This window comes from Pseudomonas sp. GW821-FHT01E10 (genome assembly GCF_059422365.1).
The window spans coordinates 273,931-287,085 of sequence record NZ_JBWKWT010000006.1 but is presented as its reverse complement, the minus strand read 5'-3'; the positions used below and the strand labels follow the sequence as shown (position 1 = coordinate 287,085).

The window sequence follows — 13,155 nt, the reverse complement described above, 5'->3', positions numbered from 1 at the left end:
GCTGCGCCTTTTTCCCGTATCCATTGGTTCCTCCTGAAGATAAGTCAGAAGGTGTAAACCTTATTCAGGACGAGACACCCTCGCCACAAAAGCCCGCTGACACAGCGGCGCCTTCTACTACCAAATAACGAGAGTCCCCCTGCCAACGGCGCATTCGTCTGACAGGCGGGGCTCTCTACTATCGGTTCATCGCCTGTTGGCCTGACAGGCATCGACCCAGACAGAGGCCCATCATGATCTACGCACAACCCGGAACACCTGGCGCCATCGTTTCCTTCAAACCGCGCTACGGCAATTTCATCGGCGGCGAGTTCGTCGCCCCGGTCAATGGCGAGTACTTCACCAATACCTCACCGGTCACCGGTGAAGTGATCGCCGAATTCCCGCGCTCCAGCGCCGCCGACATCGAAAAGGCTCTCGACGCCGCCCATGCCGCCGCTGATGCCTGGGGCAAAACCTCGGCGCAGGACCGCTCGCTGGTGCTGCTGAAAATCGCTGACCGCATCGAACAGAACCTGGAAATCCTCGCCGTCACCGAAACCTGGGACAACGGCAAGGCCGTGCGCGAAACCCTCAACGCTGACGTGCCGCTGGCCGCCGACCACTTCCGTTACTTCGCCGGTTGCATCCGCGCTCAAGAGGGCGGTGCCGCTGAAATCAACGAACTGACTACCGCCTATCATTTCCACGAACCACTGGGCGTGGTCGGGCAGATCATTCCGTGGAACTTCCCGCTGCTGATGGCCGCGTGGAAACTCGCCCCGGCCCTGGCTGCCGGCAACTGCGTCGTGCTCAAACCCGCCGAGCAAACACCGCTGTCGATCATGGTGTTCGCCGAGCTGATCGCCGATTTGCTGCCGGCCGGCGTGCTGAACATCGTCCAGGGCTTCGGTCGCGAAGCCGGTGAAGCGCTGGCCACCAGCAAGCGCATCGCCAAGATCGCCTTCACCGGTTCCACCCCGGTGGGCGCGCACATCATGCATTGCGCAGCCGAGAACATCATTCCAAGCACCGTTGAGCTGGGCGGCAAGTCGCCGAACATCTTCTTCGAAGACATCATGAACGCCGAACCGCAGTTCATCGAAAAAGCCGCCGAAGGCCTGGTGCTGGCGTTCTTCAACCAGGGCGAAGTCTGCACTTGTCCGTCGCGGGCACTGGTGCAGGAATCGATCTACGAGCCGTTCATGGCCGAGGTGATGAAGAAGATCGTCAAGATCAAGCGTGGCAACCCGCTGGACACCGAGACCATGGTCGGCGCCCAGGCGTCCGAGCAGCAATACGACAAGATCCTCTCGTACCTGAAAATCGCCCAGGAGGAGGGCGCCGAACTGCTCACTGGCGGCGCGGCCGAGCGGCTGGAAGGCGACTTGTCCAGCGGCTATTACATCCAGCCGACGCTGCTCAAGGGCCACAACAAAATGCGCGTGTTCCAGGAAGAAATCTTCGGCCCGGTGGTGGGTGTCACCACCTTCAAGGACGAAGCCGAAGCCCTGGCGATCGCCAACGACAGCGAGTTCGGCCTCGGTGCGGGCCTGTGGACCCGCGACATCAACCGCGCCTACCGCATGGGCCGGGCGATCAAGGCCGGGCGCGTCTGGACCAACTGCTACCACCTGTACCCGGCCCACGCCGCGTTCGGTGGCTACAAGAAGTCTGGTGTCGGCCGTGAGAACCACAAGATGATGCTCGACCATTACCAACAGACCAAAAACCTGCTGGTGAGCTACGACATCAATCCGCTGGGGTTCTTCTGATCCGACCTGAAACCGGGTGATGGCCTTCGCGGGTAAGCCTCGCTCCTACAGGTTATGTGTTGGCCGTGAGGTCCGCGCATCCCTGTAGGAGCGAGGCTTGCCCGCGAAGGCGTCGTCACATTCAACACATTCGTTGACTGACATTCCGCTATCGCGGGCAAACCCGCTCCCACAGGATTTTGTGTGGTGCTTAAGATCTGCGCGCCCCCCTACCAACGCACGCCGCCACCTCCTTCGAAAGTAGCATTCGGGCAGTCGGCGCCCCGTGCATTAATGGCTCCACCGGAATCGTCCGGCACAAGAAGAGGAATGACCCATGTGGCATAAACCCGCGTTTACCGATCTGCGCATTGGCTTCGAAGTGACGATGTATTTCGCCAACCGTTGATTGATCGCCCGGTCAGCCGTCGCGTTGGCCGGGCCTGCTTTCTGGAGCCTGCCATGCACATCCGCGTTCTCGGTTCCGCCGCCGGCGGCGGTTTTCCGCAATGGAACTGCAACTGCCGCCAGTGCGCGGCGATGCGCCACGGCACCCTGCGCGCGCAACGCCGCACGCAGTCGTCCATTGCCCTGAGCGACGACGGTGTGGAATGGATACTCTGCAATGCGTCACCAGACATCCGCGCCCAACTCGAAAGCTTCCCGACACTGCAACCGGCCAGGCGGCTGCGTGACACGGCGATTGCCGGCGTGGTCCTGCTGGACAGTCAGATCGACCATTGCACCGGCCTGTTGAGCCTGCGCGAAGGCTGCCCGCATTCGGTCTGGTGCACCGAGCGGGTGCATGAAGACCTGAGCAGCGGCTTCCCGTTGTTCACCATGCTCAAGCACTGGAACGGTGGTTTGCAGTGGCAACCGATCGAACTGGACCGTGAGCCGTTCAGCATCGCAGCCTGCCAACACCTGCAATTTCGCGCCATTCCATTGGTCAGCAACGCACCGCCGTATTCCCCCAACCGTGGCAACCCGCAGCCGGGGGACACCATCGGCCTGTTCATCGAAGACCTGCGCAACGGTGCATCGGTGTTCTATGCGCCGGGTCTGGGGCAGGTCGACGACGAGGTATTGAGCTGGATGCAGCGCGCCGATTGCCTGCTGCTGGATGGCACGCTGTGGCGCGACGATGAAATGCGCGTATGTGAAGTCGGCCAGAGCCTGGGCCGCGAAATGGGCCACCTGCCGCAAAGCGGTCCCGGCGGGATGCTCGAAGTGCTGGAGGGCTTCAATCGCCAGCGCAAGGTGCTGATCCACATCAACAACACCAACCCGATCCTCGACGAAGACTCGGCCGAGCGGGCGTTGCTGGAGCGGCGGGGGATTGAAGTGGCCTATGACGGCATGAGTATTGAGCTGTAGCGGACTGCCTCATCGCAGAACCCAACGGTTATTCCCCGGAGAACCGCAATGACTGACACCCCCATGACCCCCACCGAATTCGAAGCGGCCCTGCGCGCCAAAGGCGCCTATTACCACATCCATCATCCATTCCACCAAGCCATGTACGCCGGGCGCGCCACCCGCGAGCAGATCCAGGGCTGGGTCGCCAATCGCTTCTACTATCAGGTGAACATTCCACTGAAGGACGCGGCCATTCTCGCCAACTGCCCGGACCGCGACGTGCGGCGGGAATGGCTGCAACGGATTCTCGACCATGACGGTGTCCCCGGCAGCGAAGGCGGCATCGAAGCCTGGTTGCGTCTGGGCGAAGCGGTGGGGCTGGATCGCGAACAAATTCTCTCGCAAGAGTTGGTGCTGCCGGGTGTGCGATTTGCCGTGGACGCCTACGTCAATTTCGCCCGCCGTGCTTGTTGGCAGGAAGCGGCCAGCAGTTCGCTGACCGAACTGTTCGCGCCGCAGATCCATCAGTCTCGGCTCGACGCCTGGCCCAGCCATTACCCATGGATCGACCCGGCCGGTTACGACTATTTCCGTACGCGCCTGAGCCAGGCCCGGCGCGATGTCGAGCATGGCTTGCGCATCACCCTGGCGCATTACGTCACGGTCGAGGGCCAGCAGCGCATGCTGGAGATTCTGCAGTTCAAGCTTGATGTGCTGTGGAGCATGCTCGACGCGATGAGCATGGCCTATGAGCTGGACCGCCCGCCGTATCACACCGTCACCGCCGAGCGGGTCTGGCACCGGGGGATCGCCCTGTGAACGCGATCGAGCAGCTATCCGGCCCACCGTTGTGGCTGTTGGCGGAGCTGACCTATCGCTGCCCGCTGCAATGCCCGTATTGCTCCAATCCCTTGGATTTCGCCCAACAGGGTGAGGAGTTGAGCACGGAAGAGTGGATCCGGGTGTTCCGCGAGGCCCGGGAGATGGGCGCCGCGCAACTGGGGTTTTCCGGTGGCGAGCCGTTGGTGCGCCAGGACCTGGCCGAGCTGATCAAGGCCGCGCGGGACATGGGTTACTACACCAACCTGATCACCTCGGGTATCGGCCTGACCGAGCAGAAGGTCCGCGACTTCAAGGTCGCCGGGCTGGACCACATCCAGATCAGCTTTCAGGCCGCCGACGAAGCGGTCAACAACATGCTCGCCGGATCACGCAAGGCCTTCGCCCAGAAACTGGCCATGGCCCGGGCGGTGAAAGCCCAGGGCTACCCGATGGTGCTGAACTTCGTTACCCATCGGCACAACATCGACCAGATCGCGCAGATCATCGAGCTGTGCCTGGAGCTGGAGGCGGATTTCGTCGAGTTGGCGACCTGCCAGTTCTATGGCTGGGCCGAACTCAACCGCGTCGGCCTGTTGCCGACCCGCGAACAATTACAGCGCGCCGAGCGCATCACCAACGAGTATCGCCAGCGGCTTGAGGCCGAGGGCCACCCGTGCAAGCTGATTTTCGTCACCCCGGACTACTACGAAGAGCGCCCCAAGACCTGCATGAATGGCTGGGCCAACCTGTTTCTCGACATCACCCCGGACGGCACGGCGTTGCCTTGTCATAGCGCGCGTCAGCTGCCGGTGCAGTTCCCCAATGTGCGTGAGCACAGCGTCGAACATATCTGGAACGACTCCTTCGGTTTCAACCGGTTTCGTGGCGATGACTGGATGAAAGAGCCGTGCCGTTCCTGCGATGAAAAGCATAAGGACCTGGGCGGCTGCCGCTGCCAGGCGTTCATGCTCACGGGGGACGCGAGCAACGCCGACCCGGTGTGCAGCAAGTCGCCGCACCACAGCGTCATCCTCAAGGCCCGGGACGAAGCCGACGCGCCGGGGCAGGGCATGGAACACCTGACCTTGCGCAATGAAAAGGCTTCGCGGCTGATCTATCGCGGATAAATTGCGAACGCGAAGCCCCCACCCCCGGTAGTTGCTACCCATTGGTCTGATTGCATTCGCAGCCGGATGCTTTAGTGTTGGCTTTACCTTTCAAAACAATAAAAACAGGCTTTCCAATGAGCCAGAATCTCAGTCAACTGCGTAAATTCGTTTCACCTGAAATCATCTTCGGTGCCGGATGTCGGCATAACGTCGGCAATTACGCCAAGACCTTCGGCGCCCGCAAGGTGCTGGTGGTCAGCGACCCCGGTGTGATCGCCGCCGGTTGGGTCGCCGATGTCGAGGCCAGCCTGCAAGCCCAGGGCATCGATTACTTTGTGTACAGTGACGTTTCGCCCAACCCGCGGATCGAGGAAGTGATGCTCGGCGCCGAGCTGTACCGGGAGAATCACTGCGATGTGATCGTCGCGGTCGGCGGCGGCAGCCCGATGGATTGCGGCAAGGGCATCGGCATCGTCGTCGCCCACGGGCGCAACATTCTTGAATTCGAGGGTGTGGACACCCTGCGCATGCCCAGCCCGCCGCTGATCCTGATCCCGACCACCGCCGGCACGTCGGCCGATGTGTCGCAGTTCGTGATCATCTCCAATCAGCAAGAACGCATGAAATTCTCCATCGTCAGCAAGGCTGCGGTGCCGGACGTGTCGCTGATCGACCCGGAAACCACCCTGAGCATGGACCCGTTCCTGTCGGCCTGTACCGGCATCGACGCGTTGGTCCACGCCATCGAGGCCTTCGTTTCCACCGGCCACGGGCCGCTCACCGACCCGCATGCGCTGGAGGCGATGCGGCTGATCAACGGCAATCTGGTACAAATGATCGCCAACCCCGGCGATATCGCCCTGCGGGAAAAAATCATGCTCGGCAGCATGCAGGCCGGGCTGGCGTTCTCCAACGCGATCCTCGGCGCGGTGCACGCCATGTCCCACAGCCTCGGTGGATTCCTCGATCTGCCTCACGGCTTGTGCAACGCGGTGCTGGTGGAACACGTGGTGGCGTTCAACTACAGCTCGGCGCCGGAGCGCTTCAAGGTGATCGCCGAGACCTTCGGCATCGATTGTCGCGGCCTGAACCACCGGCAGATCTGCGGACGTTTGGTCGACCACTTGATCGCCCTCAAACACGCCATCGGTTTCCACGAAACCCTGGGCCTGCACGGGGTGAGTACGTCGGACATTCCGTTCCTGTCACAACATGCCATGGATGACCCGTGCATCCTTACCAACCCGCGCGAGTCCAGCCAGCGCGACGTCGAGGTCGTCTATGGCGAAGCCCTCTGACGAACAGCAACGGGCGCTGACCGGGTTACTCGGCCTGGGCAATCACTCGGCGCGCAAGAGTCATTACCCGGAACTGGCCGCGCGCCTGGATGAACTGGAAGCCGAGCGCAACCGCTACAAATGGCTGTTCGAAAACGCGGTGCACGGGATCTTCCAGGCCAGCCTGCAGGAAGGCATGCGCGCCGCCAACCCGGCGCTGGCGCGGATGCTTGGCTATCAGGACCCGCAGGAGGTGCTGTTTTCCCTGACGGACCTGGCGGGCACGCTGTTCGTCGGCGGCGCGCAAGAGCTGGAAGGCATCGGCGAAGTCCTCCAGCGTGAGCGCAGCCTGCTGGGCTATGAAACCCAGCTGCGGCGCAAGGACGGCACTGTCCTCGACGTGTTGATGAACCTGCTGCTCAAACCGGATCAGGAAGGCCTGGTGGAGGGGTTCGTCGCCGACATCACCGAACGAAAACAGGCCCAGGAGCGCTTGCAACAGCTCAATGATCAACTGGAGCAACGGGTCACCGCGCGCACCAATGAGTTGCTGGACGCCAACCGCAATCTGCAACAACAGATCACCGAGCGTAAACAGATCGCCGAAGCCTTGCGCGACGCCCGTGATGCCGCCGAAGCGGCCAATCGCAGCAAGGACAAATACCTCGCCGCCGCCAGTCACGACCTGCTGCAACCGCTCAACGCCGCGCGTTTGCTGATCTCGACCTTGCGCGAGCGCAAGCTGCCCGACGTCGAGCAGGTGTTGGTGGAACGCACGCATCAGGCGCTGGAAGGGGCCGAGGACTTGCTCACCGACCTGCTGGATATTTCCCGGCTCGATCAGGCCGCGGTAAAGCCGGACATCGCCCTGTACCGCCTCGATGAATTGTTCGCGCCACTGGTTTCGGAGTTTCAGTCGGTGGCCGCGGCGGCCGGGTTGAACCTGCGGGTGCACATGGGCGATTACGCCATTCATACCGACTTGCGCCTGATGACGCGGATTCTGCGCAACTTCCTCAGCAATGCCTGCCGCTACACCGACGACGGCAGCATCCTGCTGGGTGCCCGGCGCCGGGGCAACGCGCTGCGAATCGAAGTCTGGGACACCGGGCGCGGGATCCCGGCGGACCGTCTCGACTCGATCTTCCTCGAATTCAACCAACTGGACGTTGGCCGTGCCGCCGACCGCAAGGGCGTGGGCCTGGGACTGGCGATTGTCGAACGCATCGCCAAGATCCTCGATTACCGGATTCAGGTGCATTCGCGGCCAGGGCGCGGTTCGATGTTCAGCATCGAGGTGCCGATTTCCCGTGAGATTCCACTGCCGATCAGCCAGGCCGCGCCGCAGCCGAGCACCGGCAACCCGCTGCCGGGGCGGCGCCTGCTGGTGCTGGACAACGAAGTCAGCATCCTTGAAAGCATGAGCGCACTGCTCGGGCAGTGGGGCTGCGAGGTGGTCACCGCCACCGATGAGGCCACCGCGCTGGTGGCTTTGCAGGGGCAGGCGCCGGAACTGATTCTGGCGGATTACCACCTCGATCACGGGGTGGTGGGCTGTGAAGTGGTCCGGCATCTGCGCGAGCATTTCAGCCGGACGATACCGGCGGTGATCATCACCGCCGACCGCACCGATCAGTGTCGACGCTCGTTGCAGCGGCTCGACGCGCCATTGCTGAACAAACCGGTGAAACCCGGCAAGTTGCGTGCGGTGTTGAGTCAGTTGTTGGCGTAGCGAGCCGATGAAAAGATCGCAGTCTGCGATCTTTTCATTCCGGTTTTGGCAGTGATTTGGCTCAGTGGTTGTACGCCGCCTCGGTGTTATCGATCAGCGGGTTCTTTTCGGTCAGCACGATCTGGGCAATCTGATCCTTGCGCATGAAGCTGACCTTCGGATGGGACTTGGCGTAACGGATAAAACGCTCCACCGCCTCGACCATCGCCGGGGTGCCGCCGATGCGGTCATGCAGACTCACCGACATCATCCGCCGCTGGCTGGCACCTTCGGCGTACAGGCGGTCGAATTCCAACACCAATTGCCGGTAGAACTGTTGCGCCGAGAAGTGCCGGCCTTCGATCAGCACAATGTCGTTGTTGCGCAGGGTGTAAGGCACCACGGCGAATTTCCTGCCACGGACCAGTGTCACAAACGGCTCATCACGGCTGACGTCATCGATGTGATAGGTGAAGTTCAGATCCTGCAGCACTTTCAGGGTATTGGGGCTGCGCCGCAGCCAATTGGCGTTGTAGCCCACCGAGCGCTGGCCGGTGAGTTTCTGCACCGCCTCGACGCCGTCGCCGATGAAGGCCTTCTCTTGCTCGTAGCTCATGTTGTAGGAGTCGGCCCAGCGCATGCCATGGGCGGCGACTTCATGGCCGCGATCGGCGATCGCCCGCACCAGTTCAGGGTGTTTCAATGCCGCTTCGCCCACCACATGGGACGTGACCTTGATGCCGTTGCGGTCCCACAAGTCGAGCATCCGCCACAGGCCTTCCTTGTAGCCGTAGTCGAACCAGGTCTGTGCCGGCATGTCCGGGTAACCCTTGGGCAATGGAGTGCCGGAGAACGGACTTTCGGCACCGTCGGGCTGGCCGCCGGTTTCGAATTGCATGGAGAACGAAATCACCAGTTGCGAGCCATCCGGCCACGGGCGTTCCTGGGCGAACGCGAGGGACGGCAGCAGCAGGGCGGCGGCCAGCAGATTTTTCAGCCAGCGGGGGGAGCGTTGCCAATGGGCAGTGGTCATAAGGGGCACCTTTTGAGTTGAACAGTGCCGTGAGGGTGTCATTTGGATTGCCCCGGAAAAATCCGCTACGGGCGAGAAGACTTTTAAACAGAATTTACGAATCCCGCCGAACACACCGTCCAGTGCGGGAGAAGTCCTGTGGCGAGGGGGCTTGCCCCCGTTGGGGCGCGAAGCGGCCCCTATTTTTTCCTGCATGTCGAGTTGTCTGAATTGCGACTGCTTCGCAGCCGAACGGGGGCAAGCCCCCTCGCCACAGGCTCGTGTTTGCAAGGGTGTGTTCTCCCCGTGATTTTGCGGCAAACTGACAACACTCCTTGAACCAAGGCCACTGAATGAATCACTACACCCCGCGCGACTGGCAGCCCCACGAGCGGCCTAGCCTGCCCGGATCGCCCTCGACGCCGTTGCACTCCAACCCCAGGCGGCTGGCCTACGCGCTGGTGGGGGTGTTGGTGGCATTGACCGGTGGTCTCGGCAACTCGCTGGTGGTCGCCAACCTGCCGTATCTGCAAGGCGCGCTGGGCGCGACCACGGCCGAGATGGCCTGGCTGCCGGCGGCTTACGTCATGACCAACGTGTCGATGAACCTGCTGCTGGTGAAGTTTCGTCAGCAGTTCGGCCTGCGGGCTTTCACCGAAGTGTTCCTGATGCTTTATGCGCTGGTGACCTTCGGCCATTTGTTCGTCAACGACCTGAGTTCGGCGATCGCCGTGCGCGCGGCCCACGGCATGGTCGGCGCAGCGCTGAGTTCGTTGGGCCTGTATTACATGATCCAGGCCTTCCCGGCGAAATGGCGGATGAAGGCGCTGGTATTGGGCCTCGGCACCTCGCAACTGGCTTTGCCCATGGCGCGGTTGTTTTCCGAAGACCTGCTGCAGATCGCCGAATGGCGCGGGCTGTACCTGTTCGAACTGGGCATGGCGCTGTTGTCCCTGGGCTGCGTGTTTCTGCTGAAACTGCCGCCGGGTGACCGCTTCAAGACCTTCGAAAAACTCGACTTCCTGACCTTCGCCATCCTCGCCACCGGCGTGGCCTTGCTCTGCGCGGTGTTGTCTTTGGGGCGGATCGACTGGTGGCTGGAAGCGCAGTGGATCGGCGTGACGTCGGCGGCTTCGATCGTGTTGATCCTCACGGGCCTGGCCATCGAGCACAATCGCAGCAACCCGATGCTGATGACCCGCTGGCTCGGTAGCGGGGCGATGATTCGCCTGGCCCTGGCGGTGATCCTGATCCGCATGGTGACGTCGGAACAGTCCACCGGCGCGGTGGGGTTCATGCAGATGCTGAACATGAGCAGTCAACAGCTGCACAGCCTGTATGTGGTGATGTTGATCGGCAGTATCGCCGGCCTGGTCACCAGCGCCCTGACCATCGACCCCAAGCACCTGATCATGCCGCTGAACATTTCCCTGGCGCTGATGGCGGTCGGTTCGGTGATGGACAGTTATTCGAACAACCTGACCCGCCCGGAAAACCTGTATTTCAGCCAGTTTCTGCTGGCCTTCGGCGGGACGTTCTTCCTCGGGCCGACCATGGTCTTCGGCATGCGTAACGTGCTGTCCAGCCCGCGCAACCTGGTGAGTTTCTCGGTGCTGTTCGGTATCTGTCAGAACCTCGGCGGCTTGATCGGCGCGGCACTGCTGGGGACGTTCCAGATCGCGCGCGAGAAGTTTCATTCCAGTCACATCGTCGAGCAGCTGACATTGCTCGACCCGCGTGTGGCGGCGCGGGTCCAGAGCGGCGGCAACGCGGTCGGCTCGATAATTGCCGATCCGAGCCTGCGCAACCTGCAGGGCATCCGTAGCCTGGCCGCTGCCGCCACTCGCGAGGCTAATGTCCTGGCCTATAACGATGTGTTCATGCTGATTGCCGTGATCGCGGTGCTGACCATGATCTGGATTTCCATTCGCGCCCTGTGGCTGATGAGCACTACCCAAGCCGTTGCCCCGGCGCCTGCCACTCCAACCAAACAATCCAGCGGTGCCACTTCTTCATGACCGAACCGACCACCACGACCACCAACACTATTGCCGCCACTCCCGAAGGCGTGACGCCGCCATCCTCGCCGGGCTCTGAACCGCGCTCGCTGGGGGGGCGGATCATCTCGTCCCTGGGCTTTGCGGCGATTGCTCTCGTCGGTGTACTGATCGTGTTGTACGCCTGGCAACTGCCACCGTTCAGCAGCGCGGTCGAGACCACGGAAAATGCCCTGGTGCGCGGGCAGGTGACGATCATCGGCCCGCAACTCAGCGGTTACGTGTACGAAGTGCCGGTGCAGGATTTCCAGTTCGTGAAGGCCGGCGATTTACTGGTGCGCCTTGACGACCGCATCTACAAGCAGCGTCTCGATCAGTCCCTGGCGCAACTGGCGGTGCAGAAAGCCGCGCTGGCCAACGTGGTGCAGCAACGCAACAGCGCCGAAGCGACCATCAAGTTGCGTCAGGCCGCCGTCGCCGACGCCCAGGCACAGTTGCGCAAAAGTGAAGCGGATTTGCGCCGCAACAAAGAGCTGGTCGGTGATGGCTCGGTGTCGAAACGCGAGCTGGACGTGACCCTGGCCGCCAACGCCCAGACCGTTGCCGCCGAGGCGCAAGCCCAGGCCAATCTGGACATTGCCCGCCAGGATCTGCAAACGGTGATCGTCAATCGCGGCTCGCTGGAAGCGGCGGTGGCCAGTGCTGAGGCGGCGGTGCAACTGGCGCGGATCGACCTGTCGAACACCCGCGTGGTGGCGCCGCGCGACGGTCAACTCGGACAGATTGGCGTGCGCCTCGGCGCCTACGTCAACTCCGGGGCGCAGCTGATGGCGTTGGTGCCGAACCAGTTGTGGGTGATCGCCAACATGAAGGAAACCCAGATGGACAACGTGCGGGTCGGCCAGCCGGTGAGCTTCACCGTCGATGCGCTGAACCACCAGAAATTCCACGGGCGGGTGCAACGGATTTCACCGGCCACAGGCTCCGAGTTCAGCTTGTTGCAGGCTGACAATGCCACTGGCAACTTCGTCAAGATTGCCCAGCGAGTGCCGGTGCGGATCAGCGTCGATGCCGATCAGGAACAGAGCGAACGGCTGCGGCCGGGGATGTCGGTGGTGGTGAGTATTGATACCGCTGCGCCGATTACCCCTGACTGACACCGCCCTTGTAGGAGCGAGGCTTGCCCGCGAAAGCGGTCTGTCATTCAACATTGATGTCGGCTGACAGTCCCTCTTCGCGGGCAAGCCTCGCTCCTACAGGGGAGGTGTGTTTCAGTTGGCGATCATTGGGGGCAGGGTGCCCAGCAGTGAAACCGCCGCTACCGCGCCGATCCCCAGTATCCATTCCAGCATGACGCTGGTGCGCAACAGCCCCGGACGCTGCTGGCAATCCTTGACCCGCAGCCGATTGAACAGCGCCAACCCCAGCATCGCGATCACCAGCACAACCTTGATCAACAGAATCAGCGCAAACCCGGACAGCAACGGCGTCGGCCAGAACACGCCGGTCAGTACGCGCACGTTGATCAAACCGGTCATCACCAACCCCGCCACCAACGCGTAACCGATCCCGCTGAAGCGTTGCAGTATTGCGCTCAAGGGATGATCGTCCGGTTGGCGCAGGATCATCACCAGCAACATCAACCCACCGAGCCAGGCGCCGACGCACGTCAGGTGAACAATCTGGTTGAGGATTAACAGTTGGCCTTGCAGGCCATCGAGCATGGCGCCATGACCGACCGGGGCCAGGGTCGCCAGCAGCAGGCTGGAAAGGCCGATGCGCCAGGCCATGTTGGAACGCCAGGGCGTCAACAACAATGCCACGAGCAACAGATTGAGCAGCAGATGCCAGCGCCATACCTGACCGAAAAAGGTATTGCTCAGTACCAGGTTCAGCGTCGTCGGGTCGAATGCCGCCTCCGGGGAACTGGCCATGCTGGCGGTGATCAGCAGCAACCAGCCGACGCCGCTGAGCAACGCCACCACGCTGAGCCAGCGGGTCACTCGCGCCAGTGCCGGATCCAGCCATTTCGTTTCGCGGCCCAACAGCAAAGGCCTGAACACCCAGGCCCCAAACAGCATCAGCACCACGGTGAAATGCAGGAAGCGGCACAGCACCAGCGCCTCGGTCATGAA

The 13,155-nt window shown here is 62.2% G+C and carries 11 protein-coding genes; 9 read left to right on the top strand and 2 right to left on the bottom strand.

Going from position 1 to position 13,155, the window contains the following annotated elements; all coding sequences use genetic code 11:
- The first annotated feature begins 233 nt into the window (after window positions 1-233).
- From exaC to AC07V0_RS14505, 7 genes are all read left to right on the top strand, one after another.
- Window positions 234-1,754, top strand: coding sequence for an acetaldehyde dehydrogenase ExaC (gene exaC, locus AC07V0_RS14535; protein WP_495019685.1), 1,521 nt, complete (start codon window positions 234-236; stop codon window positions 1,752-1,754).
- Between the two features lie 316 nt (window positions 1,755-2,070).
- Window positions 2,071-2,142, top strand: a complete 72-nt coding sequence (pqqA, locus tag AC07V0_RS14530; RefSeq protein ID WP_081499480.1) for a pyrroloquinoline quinone precursor peptide PqqA — start codon at window positions 2,071-2,073, stop codon at window positions 2,140-2,142.
- A gap of 53 nt (window positions 2,143-2,195) precedes the next feature.
- Window positions 2,196-3,110, top strand: a complete 915-nt coding sequence (gene pqqB, locus AC07V0_RS14525) for a pyrroloquinoline quinone biosynthesis protein PqqB (RefSeq protein ID WP_495019684.1) — start codon at window positions 2,196-2,198, stop codon at window positions 3,108-3,110.
- Between the two features lie 48 nt (window positions 3,111-3,158).
- On the top strand, window positions 3,159-3,911 hold the full coding sequence (pqqC, locus tag AC07V0_RS14520; protein WP_018929700.1) for a pyrroloquinoline-quinone synthase PqqC: 753 nt from the start codon (window positions 3,159-3,161) through the stop codon (window positions 3,909-3,911).
- Window positions 3,908-5,041, top strand: a complete 1,134-nt coding sequence (pqqE, locus tag AC07V0_RS14515; RefSeq protein ID WP_495019683.1) for a pyrroloquinoline quinone biosynthesis protein PqqE — start codon at window positions 3,908-3,910, stop codon at window positions 5,039-5,041. The genes pqqC and pqqE overlap by 4 nt, the downstream gene beginning before the upstream one ends.
- A 116-nt stretch (window positions 5,042-5,157) precedes the next feature.
- Window positions 5,158-6,321: an alcohol dehydrogenase-like regulatory protein ErcA gene (gene ercA, locus AC07V0_RS14510; RefSeq protein WP_436275441.1), complete on the top strand. Its 1,164-nt coding sequence runs from the start codon at window positions 5,158-5,160 to the stop codon at window positions 6,319-6,321.
- Complete coding sequence (locus tag AC07V0_RS14505; RefSeq protein WP_495019682.1) at window positions 6,305-8,032, top strand: hybrid sensor histidine kinase/response regulator; 1,728 nt, start codon at window positions 6,305-6,307, stop codon at window positions 8,030-8,032. Before ercA ends, AC07V0_RS14505 begins: the two co-directional genes overlap by 17 nt.
- 61 nt (window positions 8,033-8,093) lie before the next feature.
- Here AC07V0_RS14505 and AC07V0_RS14500 read toward each other — a convergent pair whose 3' ends face one another.
- Window positions 8,094-9,044 (bottom strand): polysaccharide deacetylase family protein, encoded by a 951-nt coding sequence (locus AC07V0_RS14500; protein ID WP_018929691.1) that lies wholly within the window; start codon window positions 9,042-9,044, stop codon window positions 8,094-8,096.
- Between the two features lie 332 nt (window positions 9,045-9,376).
- Here AC07V0_RS14500 and AC07V0_RS14495 point away from each other — a divergent pair, with 332 nt between their 5' ends.
- Together AC07V0_RS14495 and AC07V0_RS14490 are read left to right on the top strand one after the other, a co-directional pair.
- The gene (locus tag AC07V0_RS14495) at window positions 9,377-11,041 is read left to right on the top strand and encodes an MFS transporter (RefSeq protein WP_495019681.1); all 1,665 of its coding nucleotides are present in this window, start codon (window positions 9,377-9,379) and stop codon (window positions 11,039-11,041) included.
- Window positions 11,038-12,177: an HlyD family secretion protein gene (locus tag AC07V0_RS14490; RefSeq protein ID WP_495019680.1), complete on the top strand. Its 1,140-nt coding sequence runs from the start codon at window positions 11,038-11,040 to the stop codon at window positions 12,175-12,177. The genes AC07V0_RS14495 and AC07V0_RS14490 overlap by 4 nt, the downstream gene beginning before the upstream one ends.
- Before the next feature lie 114 nt (window positions 12,178-12,291).
- Here the strand turns inward: AC07V0_RS14490 and copD are convergent, their stop codons facing one another.
- Window positions 12,292-13,152: a copper homeostasis membrane protein CopD gene (copD, locus tag AC07V0_RS14485; RefSeq protein ID WP_495019679.1), complete on the bottom strand. Its 861-nt coding sequence runs from the start codon at window positions 13,150-13,152 to the stop codon at window positions 12,292-12,294.
- Between the last annotated feature and the right edge of the window lie 3 nt (window positions 13,153-13,155).

What these genes read in the sequence shown, in the direction of transcription:
- ercA (WP_436275441.1), top strand. Translation starts at nt 5,158, where the DNA reads ATGAGCCAGAATCTCAGTCAACTGCGTAAATTCGTTTCACCTGAAATC.
- AC07V0_RS14490 (WP_495019680.1), top strand. Translation starts at nt 11,038, where the DNA reads ATGACCGAACCGACCACCACGACCACCAACACTATTGCCGCCACTCCC.
- copD (WP_495019679.1), bottom strand. Translation starts at nt 13,152, where the DNA reads ATGACCGAGGCGCTGGTGCTGTGCCGCTTCCTGCATTTCACCGTGGTG.
- pqqB (WP_495019684.1), top strand. Translation starts at nt 2,196, where the DNA reads ATGCACATCCGCGTTCTCGGTTCCGCCGCCGGCGGCGGTTTTCCGCAA.
- AC07V0_RS14505 (WP_495019682.1), top strand. Translation starts at nt 6,305, where the DNA reads ATGGCGAAGCCCTCTGACGAACAGCAACGGGCGCTGACCGGGTTACTC.
- AC07V0_RS14500 (WP_018929691.1), bottom strand. Translation starts at nt 9,044, where the DNA reads ATGACCACTGCCCATTGGCAACGCTCCCCCCGCTGGCTGAAAAATCTG.
- pqqC (WP_018929700.1), top strand. Translation starts at nt 3,159, where the DNA reads ATGACTGACACCCCCATGACCCCCACCGAATTCGAAGCGGCCCTGCGC.
- AC07V0_RS14495 (WP_495019681.1), top strand. Translation starts at nt 9,377, where the DNA reads ATGAATCACTACACCCCGCGCGACTGGCAGCCCCACGAGCGGCCTAGC.
- exaC (WP_495019685.1), top strand. Translation starts at nt 234, where the DNA reads ATGATCTACGCACAACCCGGAACACCTGGCGCCATCGTTTCCTTCAAA.